A 17,412-nucleotide genomic window follows, 5' to 3' on the forward strand; every position below is an offset into this window, starting at 1 on the left:
TAAATCAACCCCTAAACCGAGCCGGAAACTCCAATCTTCAAAAGCACAAATAGTCTCAAATCATTCGACGACGGACACTATCGTGTAATGGGCTGAGCAGAACCCATCTCTTTATCGGCGCGCCGAGGAAGAGTTTCGATACGATAACGTTGTTTTTTTGAAGTTTACCCAGATCCTTGGTAATCTTATCTTTCTGCTTCTTCGCGCGTTCAGCTACTCCGATAGGTTCTTCTACCGCGTAACACTGATATGCGACACTGTCTTTATTGCAGTAGTAGTCGATACCAAGATCGCCTTGATCCTTGGCGGGTACCTTTTGAACGTTTAAAGCACCATGTCGACAATTCAGCAGCCCAAGCGCGAATACCTCCCAGTCGTCGGGATTCCAAATAGTTGTTGTTGACGGCAAGACTTCCCCCAGCGTTCAGTAGAAGAAATCTACATGAAAAACGGTTGCGTGCAATTTTAGAGTTTTAGGTTTTGCCGGATAAAGCCATCAGGCGGGCTCCCGTAGTCGGCCCCATTCTAGTCATCAGAATCTGGGTCAGGCCGCGGATGAGCTCCTTTCTATGCGAAGAAATTACCCCTCATCGAGGTGTCGGCCGCTTCTGGCGCGGCGTCGGCATAAGGACAGCAGATCGCTGAACTGCGGCCGCCGTGCTCTGCGTTGTCCTATTGGAGAAGTTGACCACATCGACAAATAGGTCAGTCAAACCAGATCTGGCGAGGCTACTTCATTAAAATGCCATTTCGGACCAACACTCTTGGATGCGGCGAGTAATTAATCGACAACTGGGCAAAACTCAGTGACCTAGTATATCTATCTTTTGAATGGGTCCATTATTGCCTTGGTTATCCGCTTGACTTTCGAACTTTAATCGATCAAATAATCGACTATCGATTAAATGATCGAATAAAGAGCCGGGAGGGCTCTAGGGAGGTTTCCATGTTTCGAAGCACGATTTGCGCAATAGTTGTGTCGGCGTCCGTCTTGTATGCGCCGTTCATGGCGCACGCTCAGGCGCTCAACGGCAAGAAAATTGGCATTGCGGCACGCGAAATTACCAACGATTACAACCGCGACATCATCGCGGGTGCACAATCACTATTGGAAAAAGACGGCGCTCAAGTCGTCGTGACTGACGGCGGAGCTGACCCGCGCAAGCACAATGAAAACATTGAAAGCCTCATCAATTCAGGCGTTTCGGGGATTATCGTCCAACTGGGCGACGCTCAGCAGTTGGTGCCAATCGTGAAGAAGGCGAGCGCAGCCGGTATTCCAGTCGTCACAACCTCAATTGGCTCGAAGGTCGAAGGCTCAGTCGCCGATGTCGGCGGTGACGATCCTCTCATGTCTGCAATTATGAGCCGGGCGCTGCTCTCTAGTATCCACTATAAAGGCGATATCTATGTTTTCTGGGTGCCAGGCGCCCCCTTGCTCGAAACACGCAAGCGTATCCTCCAGGCGATTGTCGCCGACTATCCGCAGGTTAAGCTGCATGAAGTGCCGACCGAGCATAGCGTCGCGCGAGTTCAGTCGCAGATGGAAGATATTCTGACCGCCAATCCCGAGCCCGGCAGCATCGCCGCCGTGTGGGGCGCTTATGATTTGTTGGTTTCTGGCGCGGTGGAGTCCATCCGACGCAATGGCCGCAATGAAATCAAGGTCGCTTCAATTGACGGAGATCGCGTCGGTTTCCAGATGTTGCTGGACGTCGACAGCCCGTTTATTGCGACAGTCGTGCAGGACGTACCGCGTATTGGCGCTCTTGCCGCCGAGATTCTGGCCCAAAAGCTGGAGGGGAAGGAAGAATTTCCCGATACGCTATTTACCGATGCATGGTTGGCCACACGCGCCAATGGGGTAGCAGCGGCTGAAAAGCGCTGGGGCTCCAATGTTTGGGAAGATCTTGCCATCGCGCGTTCTGATGTTGAAAGCCGCTGGAAGCAGGACGGTGAGCTTCAGGTTGTCCATCCCGTTTTGCCCTAACGGAACTATGGTCGGGGCGCGGACACGCTCGCGCCCTTACACGTGAAATAAAGCAAGAGGATCTGTCATGGTTCCGCACCAAACGGGCAAGCCTGCGGGGAGCGCGTCCGCGCCTGCGCTGGAATGCCGTTCAATCCGCAAGATCTTTCCTGGTGTGACGGCGCTCAGTGATGTGTCGCTTTCGATCCGCAAGGGTGAAATACATGCTCTTCTGGGTCAGAATGGCGCGGGCAAGTCAACGCTCGTAAAAGTTTTAACTGGTGTTTACCAGACCGATGGCGGCGAGATATTCGTTGACGGTAACCCCGTCCGTATGCGTAGTGCGGTGGACGCTGAAGCGAACGGCATCACTATTGTTCATCAAGACCAACAGCTAGTTGCGCAATTCGATGTCACCCAGAATATCTTTCTGGGACATGAAAAATTGTCCGGAGGTTTTCTGGATAAGAGGGCCATGGCCGCCGTCGCCGAGACGGCTCTTGAGCGTGTAGGCGCGGCATTTACTCCCGACACTCTAGTGCGAGATTTGAGCGTCGCGCAACGTGAACAGGTGTCTATTGCCGCGGCCTTGTTGCGCGATCCCAAGATTCTCATCCTGGATGAACCAACAGCATCGTTAAGCGAGAAAGAAGCCGAGCTTCTTTTCACCATGATCCGCTCGTTGCGAGATCAAGGTGTAACAATCATCTATATTTCACATTATCTCGATGAAGTACTGGATCTGGTCGACCGCATCACCGTCTTACGTGACGGACGTCTTGTCGAAACACGTGATGCGCTGGGCACGAGCCGCTCGGACATTGTGCAACTGATGGTCGGGCGAGACATTTCCCAACTTTATCCGAAAGAAGCCCTCCCACTGGGGGAGGTACTGATTGAAGTAAGGGGGCTCCAACAGGGGCAAGCTGTTCGTGGAGTGGATTTTTCCGTCAGACGGGGTGAAATTTTTGGCATTGCCGGTTTAATGGGGGCAGGTCGTTCGGAATTGGCGATGGCTCTGATTGGAGCCTTGCCGCGGAGTGCAGGTGAAGTCATCTTGCGGGGACAGGTGTCCGCTCCTGCCAATCCAGGCGCTGCAAGACGTGAAGGGTTCGCAATCATTCCCGAGGACCGACGGCATGAAGGCCTCCTCACTGGCATGACGATGCGCGAAAATCTAACCTTGCCTAATATCGGACTCTGGTCGCGCGGTGGGCTGATCGATCTGCGGCGAGAAAAGGCGGATGCAGCCTCTATAGTGCGGAACTTGAATATTCAGCCCCCTGTTCTCAACCACCTTGCGCGCAATCTTTCAGGTGGCAACCAGCAGAAGGTCGTTATCGGCAGGTGGCTTCCGGGCGATTCCGAGGTTTTCCTGTTCGATGAGCCGACGACCGGCGTCGATGTCGGATCAAAGGTAGAAATCTACCGACAGATGATCGAATTGGCGAGGCGCGGTGCAGCGGTCATTTTTATTTCTTCCGATTTCGAGGAAGTCGCCGGCATGTGCGATCGCGTCGCGGTTATGCACAAGGGACGGATAAACGCTGTTCTTGAAGGTCAGAACAGCAATCCCGAGACCATGCTGTACTGGGCTTCCGGCAGCAACGAAAAAGAACAGCATATGCCCGCTACCCCTGCCACACAGCGCGGGCATATGAGGCCGGAAACGCAGAAACCAACGAAAACGACGGTGACCCGTTGGTCAACCCTCGGCGGAATGGCGCTGGTGCTGGCGGTCATTACACTTCTCGCGCCCAATTTTCTCTCCATAGGAAATGTTTTCGATGTGCTGAAACAGGGCAGCGTTCTTGCGTTCATCGCTCTTGGCTTGACCATTGTGCTCGTTGCTGGTGGTTTTGACATGTCGGCTGGCGCTGCAAGTCAGTTGACCACCAATATCGCGTCCGGCCTTCTCATCGGCGGTACAGGCATGATCGGCGCGATCGGCATGGGTTTGGCGACGGGCGCCGCAATTGGCGTGGTCAATGCGATGCTCGTACTTTTCTTCGGCATGCCGGCTTTTGTCGCCTCACTTGGCACCATGTTCGTTACCATGGGCGCGACATTGCTCTATAATGGCGGCCAGGCGTTAACGCTCTCAAATGAGCCTGCCTTCTTCTTCATCGGTCAGGGATATGTTGGCCCCGTGCCGTTTGTATTCATTCTGCTGCTTGTCGTGGCGGTGCTTCTGCACTTGTTATTGCGCCATACCAGACTGGGCTTGCGGATGTATGCGATTGGGCAAAATCTCGAAGCCGCCGAATTGCGCGGCGTGGCGCGCTCGCCCTATGCTTTTGCATCTTTTGTGATTGGCGGATTGGTTCTGGGTCTGGCGGGCGTCGTTCTTGCTTCCTACAGTTACGGCGCATCTGCTTTGGCGACCGGCATAGATTTTCTGATCAGCGCGCTGGCGGCGGCCTTTCTGGGCAGCGCGCTGTCGCGGGCCGGTGACCTTAGTGTCACAGGAACGGTGATTACGGCGCTCTTCCTTGCTTCCTTGTCGAATGGCCTTGTCCTGATCGGCGTTTCAAGTCAGTTGCTTCCGGCCATCCAGGGGCTCGTTCTCATTCTCTCTATCGCGCTGGGTGTGTTTCGGCGACGGGAGATTGGGCAGGTACTGATTTTTTGAGGGCTTCGCGATGAACACCATGGTCACTTCCTCTGTATTCATCCGCAGTGCAGTGGATTTTCTGCGCAATTATGGCGCGATAATCGGCATGCTGCTCGTACTTGTGCTGTTCTATCTGCTCAAGCCGGCTTTTCTCAGTCCTGCGAACATCGCAAATGTCCTGCGCCAGAGCACCGTCCTTATCATTCTTGCGATCGGATTGACTGTCGTTATGTCGATGCGTGGGGTGGATCTTTCCGTGGCGCAGGTTGCTGATGCCGCCGGACTGATCGCTGCATTACTGATTATCCACCACTATCCCGTGTGGATGGCCTATCTTTTGCCGCTTTGTTTTGGACTGTGCATCGGTCTGATCAATGCCGCGCTCATGGGCTATGTCGGAGTGCCAGCAATTATCGGAACACTAGGGATGATGTTTATTATCCGTTCCGGCGAATTGATGATGACAAACGGTGCGGAGCCCCAGATGCTCTTCACGCTGCCGCGCGGCATGACGAAGCCCTTCCTGTTTCTCGGTCAGGGGATGATTGGTCCATTCTCAGCATTGATCGTTATGACAATCATCGTCTTAATAGTTACATTCGTGCTGATGCGCTATACTCCGTTCGCTCGTCAAGCCAAGGCGGTGGGACTGAACGTTCGGGCCGCGTTCCTCGCTGGAATTGATATCCGGCGCATCTTTGGAGCTGGCTTTGTGGTCGCGAGTCTGCTTGCCGCAATCGCAGGCGTTGCTCTCGTCTCTAGGACCGGTATCGCGGTGCCACGTGGAGCAGAACCGTATCTGCTTGATGCTTTCGCAGCAGCGTATTTGGGTACGCTCGCTTCCAGACGCGGCGAAATGAACATACTCGGCACAATACTTGGCGCTTTGTTCATTGCTTTCCTCGGCAACGGACTGACGCTGCTCGGTCTTGGTGCGCCTTACCGTCTCGCGCTGAACGGAGCCTTCATTCTGCTCGCCATGGCTGTCGGCGGACTGAAACGTCAACATTGAAACAATCGAGGAGAGAACAGATGATTATCGATGCGCACAACCATCTTGGCGTCCGCGCTGGTGCAGTTCAGACAGGGGCGGACCTGATCGCAAGGATCGACGCGGTAGGTGTGGATAAGGCTGTGATGTTTCCCTTTGTGGAGGGTAATTTCACCAATGAGCCCATTAAGGAAGCATTCGATCAGTTTCCCGACCGCCTTATCCCGTTTTGTGCTGTCAATGCATGGGAGGCAGGTGCCGCCGATGAAGTGCGCCGATGTGTGGTGGATTGGGGTTTCAAAGGGCTGAAGCTGCATCCCACCATAAATGGCTATCATCTTTCCGATCCACATCTAGTCGATCCACTATTCAAGGTCGCGGATGAGCTCGGTATTCCCGTGATCGTTCATGGCGCAAGCGATCTTTATAACAGTCCCCCTGAGTTCGCACTCATGGCTGCGCGTTTTCCCAATGTGCCGCTCCTGATGGCGCATATGGGCTTTTTTTGGTCCGTGGATCAGGCTATCAGCTTCGCACGAGAATTCCCGAACCTCTATCTGGAAACATCACGCGCACCGATATTCGAGATTCAGACCGCCGTTCGTGCGCTCGGTCCGGATAAGGTAATCTGGGGAACAGATTCGCCGTTCGTTGATTACGAATGGGAGTTTAGAAAGATGGAAAGAGCGACGGACGATTCCGAAGGCTACTCAAAAATCGTAGGTGGCAACATCGCCCGCCTGTTGAAGCTGTAAAAAGGGTAGCTTATGCCGATGAGCAAGCGATCCACAAACAGAGGGGCGGGGCGATGAGCAGTCATGGGGATAAGGGTGAAGTCAACGGCGACAGGCGTCTTGACCTTGCTGCCCGTGCGGCATGGCTCTATTACGAAAAGAGCAAAACGCAAGACCAGATCGCAGCAGAACTCGGAGTTTCACGACAAGTCGTGCAGCGTTTGATTGCGCTCGCGCAAAGTGAACGTCTTATTCGTTTTCAGCTCGTTCATCCCATGAGCGAATGTATCGAACTAGCGGAGCGGCTCATGGATCGCTTTTCGTTGCAGTATTGTGACGTTGCTATGAACGAATTCGGTAATATCGAGGATATACCCGCAGTCGGTCTGCATGCGGCATTGTATCTCGAGACGGTCTTGCAGCAGAAAGCTCCACTGACTATTGCTATCGGGAATGGCAAGGCGATGCGCGAAGTGTCCCGGCGTTTGCAGCCCATCAATCGCCCGCAGCACAAATGTGTATCGTTAATGGGCAATTTGACCCGGGACGGGCGAGCGAGCCATTACGACGTGGTCACGTGGCTTTCCGAACGGATCGGCGCCCAATGTTTTCCCCTGCCAATGCCCGTGGTTACACATTCCATCGAGGAGCGTGAGGTATTACAGGCTCAACCCGGATATCGCAACCTTAAGGCCCTGGTCGAGGAAGCAAGCCTTCTTATGATGGGAATTGGCTATTGGGGGCCGGAGGCATCGCTTTACATGGACGGGTTCATCACGGCAGCCGAAACCGGGCAAGCGATGGAATGTGGAGCAATCGGAGAGCTGCTAGGAACTGCTATTGATGCGAATGGGCGTGTCGTCGATGCTGATTATCATCCGCGACTGACGTCCTTTGCGCTGACTTCTCCAGCTGAACGACCGACGGTGATCGTTGGTTCCGGGACAAATCGTGCAGCCGCTATCACGGCGGCACTCGCGGCTAAACTTGCTAATGGTCTTATCACCGATGAGAATACAGCACGCCGTATATTGGACGGGGTGTAGTTCGCCTGCTTTCACATATTGCAGCGCGCCGACAACCGATCCTTGAGCCAGATGACATTCCATGCATGCGACGGTTCCTCGGACCCAGAAATGCCGCGACCATCAAAGTCCAGTTCGTACACGATTGAATAGAGGATATCGTCATGACCAAGCTATCGCGCGCAACGCTTCAAAGCTTCGATAAAGTGCATAAGCCCGGCTACGATCCTGCCGGGCTGAAGCCGGGTATCGTGCATTTCGGCGTCGGCAATTTTCATCGCGCGCATCAGGCTGTCTATCTGGACGATTTGTTTGCGACCGGCGAAGGGCATGACTGGGGGCTGGTGGGTGCCGGTGTGCGTGGCAGCGACGATGCCATGCGCGATACGCTCAAGGCGCAGGACTGGCTGACGACGGTTGTCGAACAGGAGGCCGATCATGCGGGCGCGCGCATCACCGCATCGATGGTTGATTATGTCACCATTTCGACCGAGGAAGGGCGCAAGGCCCTGATGGCCTATCTGACGTCAGCAGACACACGTATCGTTGCGATGACCATCACCGAGGGCGGCTATTATATCGACCCGGCCAGCCAGACTTTCGACCCCGCCCATCCGGATATCGTTGCGGATGCGGCGCATCCTGATCACCCGAAAACCGTCTTCGGCCTGATCGTTCAGGCGCTGAAACTGCGCAAGGCGGCGGGCGTCCAACCTTTCACGGTCATGTCCTGTGATAACATTCCGGGCAACGGGCATGTTACGGAAGACGCCGTGACAGGTCTCGCCAAGCTGAGCGACCCGACCTTTGCCGACTGGATTTCCGCCAACGTCGCTTTCCCGAATTCCATGGTGGACCGCATCACGCCAGCCACTGGCGCACGCGAACGCGAGATTGCCGCGAAAGATTTCGGCGTCGATGACGGTTGGCCGGTCTTCTGCGAAGTTTTCAAGCAATGGGTGATGGAGGATAATTTCCCGACTGGACGCCCGGCTCTGGAAAAAGTGGGCGTTACCTTCACCGATCAGGTTGCCGCTTATGAGTTGATGAAAATCCGCATCCTGAATGGCGGCCATGCGGCCATCGCCTATCCGGGCGGCTTGCTCGACATTCATTTCGTGCATGAGGCCATGGAGCATCCGCTGATCCGACGTTATCTGGAAAAGCTGACGAAGGATGAGATCATCCCGGAAATACCACCCGTGCCGGATACCGATCTTGAAGCCTATCGCGTTCTGATCGACAAGCGCTTTGCCAATCCAAGCATTGGCGACACCATCCGCCGCTTGTGTCTGGATGGCTCCAACCGCCAGCCGAAATTCATCTTGCCTACAGCTGCCGACCGCGTGGCGAAGGGACATTCGGTGACCGGGCTTGCGCTGGTCTCGGCTTTCTGGTGCCGCTATTGCTATGGCACGACGGACAGCGGTGCGGTGATCGAGCCGAATGATCCGTCATGGGATCGCCTGACCAAACAGGCAGCACTGGCCAAGGCTGATCCGGCTGCGTGGCTTTCCATGGATGATATTTTCGGGGCGCTTGCCGCCAATCCTGCCTATGTCGCCACATTCAGCTCTGCGCTGAAAGCGATCTGGCAGGAAGGCACGATCAAGACGTTGGAACGCTACCTTGCCGGTCAGCCGCTCTGACTAGAGAGGAGCGGCAATCAGATGCCCAGTTGCGGCGTGGCGCATGACTTCCATCGGCACGCCGTAAATCTCTTGCAATGCATCGTTCGACACATCGCTGGGTTACATCAATCGAACGCAAAATCATTTGTGTTGCTTAGAATACCCGTCCACGCCGTAGCAATTTAATCTGCGCGCGACATCGGCATCGGATTATTGGATTTGAACGTAGAGCCGCTATCGCAATCAACGTTACCGTCGTACAGGTTACTCTAGCGAGTCACTTTGATGGCCAAAGTTCGCAGGATACGTTCTCGGGATATTAAGAAAAACTCGATTTTATTTCAAACTGAGCACACCGCGATCGTCATTCAATTTTGCGCAAAGACAGAGAGACGCAGTTTGTTCTAACTCGTTGAAGAATTGTAGTTTATTGGGAAAGGCCCATGTTCTTGACTGGCAATCTGAATGGATGCGCCGACAGACGGTCGATGCCCGCTTGTGATGGCGCTGCGTCCCAGCTGCAGATTGACGGCAATTGGCCGGTCGCTCGAGACGAGCCAGAACAGAATACATGTGTGCTTGAATGTCGCGATATCGGCATCGGGTTTGTTGTCCAGCGCCACCGCAAAACATCCCCGATCATCAGGTCAACCAGTCGAAACTCGTTAGACATAAGCCTATTCTTAAGCGTTTGATTGAGCCCTTCTACTCATGCAGAGTGTCCGGTATAAAGCGGCAGGCTTCAATGTGATCCAAGTTGATTTAGTCCGCGTACAAGTTAAGATGAATGCTAATGTTTCCTTCCGATCGCGACCGTGGCACAAGAAAATGCAGCGTAATTTGCAGCTTCTGGCATTACCGCGTTTGAGCATACGGGATTCAATAAGGATGAACGAACGGACTGCTTCTGAAAATCAGCCCTCTTTGGAGGAATTGATGCTGGCGGTCAGTTCTCGGCGTGACGTGGACGCATTTGAGGCGATTTTCAAACATTTCGCACCGCGCGTTAAGGCCTATATAGCCAAACTGTCTGCCGATACGCAAACAGCGGAAGAATTGATGCAAGAAACAATGATTACGGTCTGGAACAAGGCAGACCAGTTTGATTACTCAAAGGGAGCCTTGTCGACCTGGATTTTCCGGATTGCACGCAATCAACGCATTGATGCAGTACGTCGTACCCGCCGACCCGAGTTTGATTCCACAGACCCTGCCTTTGTGCCTGATGAAGAGCAACCCGCCGATGTGAGAATTGCCGAGCAACAATCGGCGAGCCAATTGCGCGCTGCCATGGCCGATCTGCCGAAAGAACAATGCGCTTTGCTGGAACTGGCTTATTTCGAAGAAATTACACAAAGCGCCATAGCAAAGAAGCTTAACCTCCCCTTGGGAACGGTAAAATCCCGCTTGCGGCTTGCGTTCACCAAATTGCGCGCAGCGCTCGATAATTCGGGAGAACGCTGATGAATATCAATCATCATCTTAGCGACGAACTTCTCTCAAGCTATGCTACAGGCACTCTTGCCGAAGGCTGGAGCATTGCTGTCGCAACACATCTGGCGCTTTGCCCTGCATGTCGTTCCCGTTTGAATTATTTTGAGCATATCGGCGGACAGCTTCTGGACACCGTCGAACCGCAAGAAATCAAAGAGGGTTCGTGGGGCGCTATTAAAAGCAAGCTTGCAAACCCATCTCCGCGCGAACTAAAGCCAATAACAACCTCAACTCCAATTGCAGCACCTGCAATTCTGCCGGAGCCTCTTAGATCTTATGTCGGTGGCGATCTACCAGATCTGAAGTGGAAATCGCTTGGGCGTGGCGCCTATCAGGTGCCTATTGCGATCAATGATGGTGAAACCAATGTGCGCCTGCTCAGAATTCCCGCTGGCAAGCCAGTGCCTGAACATGGTCATGGCGGACGCGAGTTGACGCTGGTACTCAGCGGTAGTTTTCACGACGGAACCGGCCTTTTTGGGCGTGGGGATGTCGAAGAGGCAGATGCCGATCTGGTGCATCAACCGATTGCTTCACCCGGTGGTGATTGCATATGTCTTGCGGTGACGGATGCCCCGCTCAAATTCCAGAGCTGGCTGATGCGTATGGTCCAGCCTTTGATTGGGATTTAAAAAGGCGGCAAGAGTGCCGCCTTTTTCATTTAAAGCGCATCCCGAAAAGTGGGAACCGGATTTCGGAACAAGATGAAATAAAAACAAATAGATAGAGCATTTCAATGGTTCGATTTAAACTGGAAATTCTCTAGTTTAGGGCGATAATTGCCGCGTTCAAAGCGGTCGCAAGAGATAGCCAGACGAGATAAGGCACAAACAGCAGCGCCGATATTCGATCCGGTCGCCATGCACGAATGATAAACAGCAGCACACAAAGCCACACGCCAAAAATGACGATCATTCCTGGCACTGTCAGATGCGCCCCGAAAAAGATTGGCGACCAGAGAAAATTCAGCACCATCTGACCAAACCAAGGTCCGCGACGCTGCCAACCCGTATCGCTTATCCAGGTACGCCACCCGGCAATGGCTATGAAGATATATAATATCGTCCAGATAGGGCCGAAGGCTGTATTGGGCGGCGTAAACCAAGGCTTCTGCAAAGACGCATACCATTCGCCCGGTGGAAAGCCGATACCGATTGCCATTCCAATGACAACAATGATGAAGGCGAAGACGGCTAGAAGACCCAATTTGGGCATATGTTTATTCTAATCTATCCGCTGATCCGCGATGTTACCCAATAGCCAATATAGGCCGACACCGCAGAGAGGACAGTGCCCCAGATCAAGTCAGCAATCGTCAGAGTCCACGACCAGTTCTTTAACGTCGCCTGATTGGTTAGATCGTATGTTGCGTAGGCGACAAACCCCAAAAGAGCACCATGAACAACCGTTACGTTGGCGCTACCCGCCAAAAGGCCCGGGCGTACCGCAAAAAACACCAGTCCGAACACGAAGATCACATAGAAAACGATAGCCGGTGCCAGGCGAAAACCAGGCGCAAGCATATCGCCCATGACAGGACGATAGAACACATTTGCCATGTTGGAGAGCCAGACTGAATCAATAGCCAGAAAGGCGATTGCTGTGACCAGATAGGCGGTGAAATAGGTTTTCATCAATATCATCGCTCACTCAATTAATACGGGACCAACCGACATTCCGGCATAAAAGACCTGCCAGAACGCAGCCATTAGTCGTCATTTTATCGCCGTTCACCTTCACACTGATTTTGTAGGTCAGATTACGTTGCGGATCAAAAGCAGTGCCCGAATATTGGCCGTCCGCCGTTTGATTAATGCTCATGACCAGTCGGTCACCGGTCTTTTCCTTGGCTGTTCCGGGCTTGATCCACGTGTTGGTAGCGCAGATATCCTTGCCGCATTCGGCAATGCGAACGCGCGCCTTGCCATCGCCCCGCGCCCAGTTACCACTAATATCAGTAGCCTGCGCCGAGACGGGAAATAGCAGTATCGTCATGGTAATCGTCAGTATCCATTTCATCGACGCCTCCTATATCAGTGGACCCGATTTTTATTCATGCTCAATCGTATAAAGGCCAACATTGATCGCGCCTTCCTTAAACCCGCCTTCGCAATAGCAAAGGTAATATTCCCACAGCCGCCGAAACCGATGATCAAAGCCCAGCTTTTCGATTTCCGACCAGTTGGACACGAAACGGCGACGCCATTCAGCAAGGGTCTGGGCATAGGAGTGGCCGAAGTGCTCCACCTCTTTCAGCACCAGTCCCGCCTTGGCGAGATGCTGTTCCAACACCTTGTCTGAAGGCAGGAATCCGCCCGGGAAAATGAATTTCTGGATGAAATCTGCCTTGCGGCGATAATCCTCAAAACGCGCATCCTCAATCGAAATGATCTGCAACACGACACGACCATCTGCCTTGAGACAACGCTTCAGCATCGCAAAGTAATCAGGCCAATAGGCTTCACCAACTGCCTCGAACATTTCGATGGAGACGATGCGGTCGAACTGACCTTCAACATCGCGGTAATCCTGAAGACGCAGATCAACTGCGTCGCTTTGCCCGGTCTCAACCAACCCTGCATTCGCCCATGCAAGCTGAGACGGAGACAGGGTGATACCAGTTACGCATGCGTCGCCATGTTCCGCCAGATAGCCCGCAAGGGCACCCCAACCACAACCGATTTCCAGAATTTTTTCGCCGCCCTCAAGTGCCAGCTTTTCTCTAATGCACTGCAACTTATATTCCTGTGCAGTTTCAAGTGTGGGCGTCTTTTCGTTCCAGATCGCCGATGAATAAAGCATCGAAGGATCCAGCCAGCGACGATAAAAGTCATTGCCCAGATCGTAATGCGCTTCGATGTTTTTGCGGCTGCCGCGCTTTGTATTGGCATTGAGCAAATGTCCCAGCCGATGCATCAGCCGCATCCAGCGTGATCCGCGCAAAGTGGAAAGCAACGTGTCGCGATTGCGGGCTGCAAAACGGATGACCGACGTCAGATCAGGTGTTTCCCAATCCCCATCGATATAGGCTTGAGCAAAACCGATATCGCCGCCGGTCAACAGACGGCGCAGCGAGCGCCAGCTTTTGATTGCGATGTTGGCTTCAGGACCGGGGACGGTTCCTTGTGCTGAAACCGACGTCCCTGAAGGCAGCACAATGTTCAGCCGGCCATGCCGGACTTGATTGAGCAACCGTCGCAATATGCGGGTTGATGGACTCAATCCTGCATGGAACGGCGAAGCCGGAGTCGGAAAATGAGAGAAATCGTCAAGCTGGCTCATGCTGTTTTATTCCTCTGCGGTGCGTTCTCGTTGCGGATATGAGTGATGGGTATCTTTGGAGGCTGCGGACGCTTGCGAAGGCCTATGCCCTTCAACCAGATTTTCAGCGCTTCCCAATGGATGCCGCCAACAACGCGCAAGGTGAGAAACGGGATGGAAAAAAAGGCGCGCAACAGCGCCGCATCGCTCAACTCTACCCGACGGGCAAGATGACGTGCAGTCAGCAAAAGCCCTTCATCATCGAAGCTGTTGATCCTGATTATGAGTTTGTCTGCCGGTGGCCGCACTTCGAAATCATAGCGCAGCTTCATGTCCATGAAAGGTGAGACGTAAAACGCCTTGTCGCAAGTCTGAACGACTCGACCGTTCTGCTCACTATCGACAGGGATCATATAGCCGTGGCGTTGCTTGAACGTATTGTCGACTTCCCACAAAACGGCCGTCAACTCGTCCCCGCGATTGTAGCAAAAAAAGACGCTGAGCGGATTGAACGCCCAGCCAAGAATGCGCGGCATGGTGAGCAATCGAATGGGACCGCCATCCGGATCAATGCCAGCTCCGCGCATGGCATCTTCCACCTGCACGCGAAGCGGTGTCACCGAACCATTGCCTCTGTCTTTCTCGCGGAAAGAAAAGAGGTTGAATCGATTAACCGAAAACAGCCTCAACCTGCTAGGAAGAACTTCTAACTCGTCAAGATCAAGCAATAGCGAATAAATTTTGTAACCAAGCTTATGAACCTTTGGCCGCAGGCGCGTATGGGTGACGTGGCCGGGGAATAGTGCGGATTGGAAGGGCTCCGTCATGCGAAAACCCTTTCCCTGATTGCCATAGTATGGCGAGCGATGCGCGCACTTTCCTGCTCTACCTGCCATGGACGGCGCAATCCGCCCAAATCTTCGGCAACTGCCAATCCTGCCTGAAGACCGTCTTCATGAAAGCCTGAGCCAAAATGCGCACCGCAAAACCATGTCCGGCGCAGGCCTTGCAAGGACCAAATTTCCTTTTGTGCGCGATCCGTCGCCATGTCGAAAATCGGATGCTCATAGATCTCGCGGCGGATGACCAGATTCTCACGTAGCGCACGACATGGGTTGAGCGTAACAAACGTATCAGGAGCTGCGCCCAATGGCTGTAAGCGGTTCATCCAATAGGTAATGGAAGGCTGCGACGGTCCCGTTGCTGAATTGGTCAGATAGTTCCAGCTTGACCATGCCGCGCGGCGCTTGGGCATGAGCGAGGCATCGTGGTGAAGCACAGCTTCATTGCGCGAATATTGAAATGCACTAAGAATGCGGCCTTCCTCAACGCTTGGATCGGCAAGCATTCGTAGCGCCTGATCAGCATGGGTTGCGATAACCACATCATCAAATGCATAGGAAACACCGTTTCCATCGACCAGCTCCACTGCATTTCCAGGCCGCCGCACTGCTTTAATCGGTGTTGAGAGTTTGATGTTGTCCGCATAAGGCTTCGTGATACGCTTCACATATTCGCGGCTACCGCCTTCCACCGTTCGCCAAATCGGGCGCCCGCGCAGATCAAGCAAGCCATGATTGCAGCAAAAGCGAACAAAGCTTGCAGCCGGATAGCGCCCGACCTCCATGGCAGGCGTGGACCAGATCGCAGCCGCCATTGGATAAAGATGGTCCTCACGAAACGCTCTGCCATAACCATTTCGCGTCAGATAATCATCGAGCGAAATGCTGCCCATCGTTTCCAAGTCTTTGGGCGCATTGCGATAAAAGCGCAGAAGATCGCGGATCATCGACCAGAAGCGTGGGCTTACGAGATTGGAGCGTTGGGCGAATAAACCCAGTCCCGTACCGCCCGAATATTCGTAAGCGCCATTACCGACTGAAACCGCAAAAGACATGTTCGATGAGACTGTAGGGATTTTCAGCGTTAGGAAGAGTGCAGTCAGGTTGGGATAGGTTACTTCATTATAGACAATGAACCCCGTATCAACCGCAGCGCTTCCGGAGTTGGTTGCAAATTCGACAGTATTGCTGTGCCCGCCGATGCGGTTTGCTGCTTCAAAAACAGTGACATCGTGGCGCTGCGAGAGGAGCCACGCAGCCGATAATCCGGAAATCCCGCTGCCGATAACAGCGACTTTGAGACGTTTAGAGCGGCCCGGATGGTTCGTGATATCCATAAGTTCCTCTCTTTGCAGCGTCTTTGCTGCATTTTCATCGTCTTACGTTTTAAGAGGGGGAATTGGTTCAATCCTGTGCCGATTTTTTTCAGCGGACTAAGGAAACCAAAAGGCAAGACTGAACGTATTGCATGTAGGAAATGCACTCATGACCAAAGGTCTGTCATGCAACTCGGTCTGCTTTTGATTGTCGCGATAAGCCTGTCTGCCATCATGTTTTTTGCATGGGCGCTTGAGCGGAAGACCGGCAAAAGCGGCTGGATCGATGCGGTTTGGTCGTTCTCGGTGGGCGTAGGGTCTGTTATCGCCGTTCTTCTGGTAGGTGCGTTGTGGCAGCGCCGTTCAGCTATACTGCTCCTTATTCTTATGTGGTCGCTGCGTCTTGGTTTGCACATCACCCAGCGAAGCATGAGACATGGTGAAGACCCGCGTTATGCAAAGCTTATCAAAGAATGGGGCGCTAATGCTTCAAAGCGCCTTTTCTGGTTTTTACAAATACAGGCATTGGCAGCATTTATTCTGGTTCTGGCAGTCTATTTTGCGGCAATAAGCCGACCCGACTTTCCGCATTTTTGGGACGCTATCGCGGTTGCAGTCATCGCAATAGCGCTCACGGGCGAAGCGCTTTCTGACGCGCAGCTCGCACAGTTTCGCAAAACACCAGAGGCCAAAACCGAAGTCTGCGAAACAGGTCTATGGGCCTATTCGCGGCATCCAAACTATTTCTTCGAATGGCTGTTCTGGTGCGCGTGGCCACTGATGGCGATCACCACCTCGCCATGGAGTTGGCTGTCGTTGCTCGCGCCTATCCAGATGTATTGGCTGCTGGTGCATGTCTCAGGCATCCCGCCGCTCGAAGAACACATGCTGAAATCGCGCGGTGAAAAATTCCGCGCCCTTCAACACCGCGTCAATGCGTTTTTCCCCGGCCCTCGAAAAAATTCACATGGATCAGGAGCCTCAACATGAATATGCTGGCATATGCAATCAATGCTGCAGAACGCGTTCCTCTGAGTGACTCGATCACGCTAGCCGGTATCGATTATCTCTGTGGCCGCAGCAAGCGACGGCTGGCGGAAACGCCGGAAGATATCGAACAGGATTTTCTTCAAACCATGAAGAATTTTCCTGTTGCCACCCATACCGATGACGCCAATCGCCAGCATTATGAATTGCCCCCGCATTTCTTTGAACTGGCGCTGGGGCCGCAGCGCAAATATTCCTGCTGTCTCTATCCCGATAAAAACACCACCCTCGAACAGGCCGAAACCTACGCGCTATGCGAAACTGCGCGCCATGCCGACATCAACGACGGAATGAATATTCTGGAGCTTGGCTGCGGCTGGGGTTCACTCTCGCTTTATCTCGCTGAAAACTTTCCCAACTCCCACGTCGTTTCAGTCTCCAATTCCGCACCACAGCGCACCTATATCGAGGCTGTCCGTCGTCGAATGATTTGAGACTATTTGTGCTTTTGAAGATTGGAGTTTCCGGCTCGGTTTAGGGGTTGATTT

At 53.3% G+C, this 17,412-nt stretch carries 16 protein-coding genes and 1 pseudogene; 10 read left to right on the top strand and 7 right to left on the bottom strand.

Annotated features, from left to right (window positions below):
* Positions 1-55: 55 nt before the first annotated feature.
* Positions 56-409: a hypothetical protein gene (locus FIB18_RS23795; RefSeq protein WP_174977472.1), complete on the bottom strand. Its 354-nt coding sequence runs from the start codon at positions 407-409 to the stop codon at positions 56-58.
* A 537-nt stretch (positions 410-946) separates the two neighbouring features.
* Between FIB18_RS23795 and FIB18_RS23800 the strand changes: the two genes are divergently transcribed.
* From FIB18_RS23800 to FIB18_RS23835, 8 genes are all read left to right on the top strand, one after another.
* Positions 947-1,990 (top strand): substrate-binding domain-containing protein, encoded by a 1,044-nt coding sequence (locus tag FIB18_RS23800; protein WP_140023328.1) that lies wholly within the window; start codon positions 947-949, stop codon positions 1,988-1,990.
* A 67-nt stretch (positions 1,991-2,057) separates the two neighbouring features.
* Entirely contained in the window at positions 2,058-4,601 is a 2,544-nt protein-coding gene (locus tag FIB18_RS23805) for an ATP-binding cassette domain-containing protein (protein ID WP_140023330.1), read from the top strand.
* 10 nt (positions 4,602-4,611) lie between these two features.
* Entirely contained in the window at positions 4,612-5,595 is a 984-nt protein-coding gene (locus FIB18_RS23810; RefSeq protein ID WP_140023331.1) for an ABC transporter permease, read from the top strand.
* 20 nt (positions 5,596-5,615) lie between these two features.
* Positions 5,616-6,329 carry an amidohydrolase family protein gene (locus tag FIB18_RS23815; RefSeq protein WP_121539256.1) on the top strand — a complete coding sequence of 238 codons (714 nt, stop codon included), beginning with the start codon at positions 5,616-5,618 and terminating at the stop codon, positions 6,327-6,329.
* 53 nt (positions 6,330-6,382) lie between these two features.
* Positions 6,383-7,354: a sugar-binding transcriptional regulator gene (locus FIB18_RS23820; protein ID WP_140023333.1), complete on the top strand. Its 972-nt coding sequence runs from the start codon at positions 6,383-6,385 to the stop codon at positions 7,352-7,354.
* A gap of 143 nt (positions 7,355-7,497) precedes the next feature.
* A complete protein-coding gene (locus tag FIB18_RS23825; protein WP_140023335.1) occupies positions 7,498-8,982 on the top strand; it encodes a mannitol dehydrogenase family protein in 1,485 nt (494 codons plus the stop codon).
* 870 nt (positions 8,983-9,852) lie between these two features.
* Entirely contained in the window at positions 9,853-10,428 is a 576-nt protein-coding gene (locus tag FIB18_RS23830; protein WP_235894967.1) for a sigma-70 family RNA polymerase sigma factor, read from the top strand.
* Positions 10,428-11,090, top strand: coding sequence for a ChrR family anti-sigma-E factor (locus FIB18_RS23835; RefSeq protein ID WP_140023337.1), 663 nt, complete (start codon positions 10,428-10,430; stop codon positions 11,088-11,090). The genes FIB18_RS23830 and FIB18_RS23835 overlap by 1 nt, the downstream gene beginning before the upstream one ends.
* Positions 11,091-11,220: 130 nt before the next feature.
* Here FIB18_RS23835 and FIB18_RS23840 read toward each other — a convergent pair whose 3' ends face one another.
* From FIB18_RS23840 to FIB18_RS23865, 6 genes are read right to left on the bottom strand one after another with little or no spacing between them, the layout of a single operon-like run.
* The gene (locus FIB18_RS23840) at positions 11,221-11,673 is read right to left on the bottom strand and encodes a TspO/MBR family protein (RefSeq protein ID WP_140023338.1); all 453 of its coding nucleotides are present in this window, start codon (positions 11,671-11,673) and stop codon (positions 11,221-11,223) included.
* Between the two features lie 14 nt (positions 11,674-11,687).
* On the bottom strand, positions 11,688-12,092 hold the full coding sequence (locus tag FIB18_RS23845; protein ID WP_140023350.1) for a DUF2177 family protein: 405 nt from the start codon (positions 12,090-12,092) through the stop codon (positions 11,688-11,690).
* A gap of 16 nt (positions 12,093-12,108) precedes the next feature.
* Entirely contained in the window at positions 12,109-12,477 is a 369-nt protein-coding gene (locus FIB18_RS23850) for a DUF2147 domain-containing protein (RefSeq protein ID WP_140023340.1), read from the bottom strand.
* A gap of 30 nt (positions 12,478-12,507) precedes the next feature.
* Positions 12,508-13,740, bottom strand: a complete 1,233-nt coding sequence (locus FIB18_RS23855) for an SAM-dependent methyltransferase (protein ID WP_140023342.1) — start codon at positions 13,738-13,740, stop codon at positions 12,508-12,510.
* The gene (locus FIB18_RS23860; protein WP_140023344.1) at positions 13,737-14,546 is read right to left on the bottom strand and encodes a DUF1365 domain-containing protein; all 810 of its coding nucleotides are present in this window, start codon (positions 14,544-14,546) and stop codon (positions 13,737-13,739) included. Before FIB18_RS23860 ends, FIB18_RS23855 begins: the two co-directional genes overlap by 4 nt.
* Complete coding sequence (locus FIB18_RS23865) at positions 14,543-15,898, bottom strand: NAD(P)/FAD-dependent oxidoreductase (RefSeq protein ID WP_140023346.1); 1,356 nt, start codon at positions 15,896-15,898, stop codon at positions 14,543-14,545. The genes FIB18_RS23860 and FIB18_RS23865 overlap by 4 nt, the downstream gene beginning before the upstream one ends.
* Before the next feature lie 165 nt (positions 15,899-16,063).
* Between FIB18_RS23865 and FIB18_RS23870 the strand changes: the two genes are divergently transcribed.
* Positions 16,064-16,867: a DUF1295 domain-containing protein gene (locus FIB18_RS23870; protein ID WP_140023352.1), complete on the top strand. Its 804-nt coding sequence runs from the start codon at positions 16,064-16,066 to the stop codon at positions 16,865-16,867.
* Positions 16,864-17,331 (top strand): annotated as a pseudogene (locus FIB18_RS23875) (SAM-dependent methyltransferase); the annotation flags it as partial. The gene FIB18_RS23870 and the pseudogene FIB18_RS23875, both read left to right, overlap by 4 nt.
* Between the last annotated feature and the right edge of the window lie 81 nt (positions 17,332-17,412).

Source organism: Brucella pecoris, assembly GCF_006376675.1.
In the GTDB taxonomy this organism is placed as follows: Bacteria; Pseudomonadota; Alphaproteobacteria; order Rhizobiales; family Rhizobiaceae; genus Brucella; species Brucella pecoris.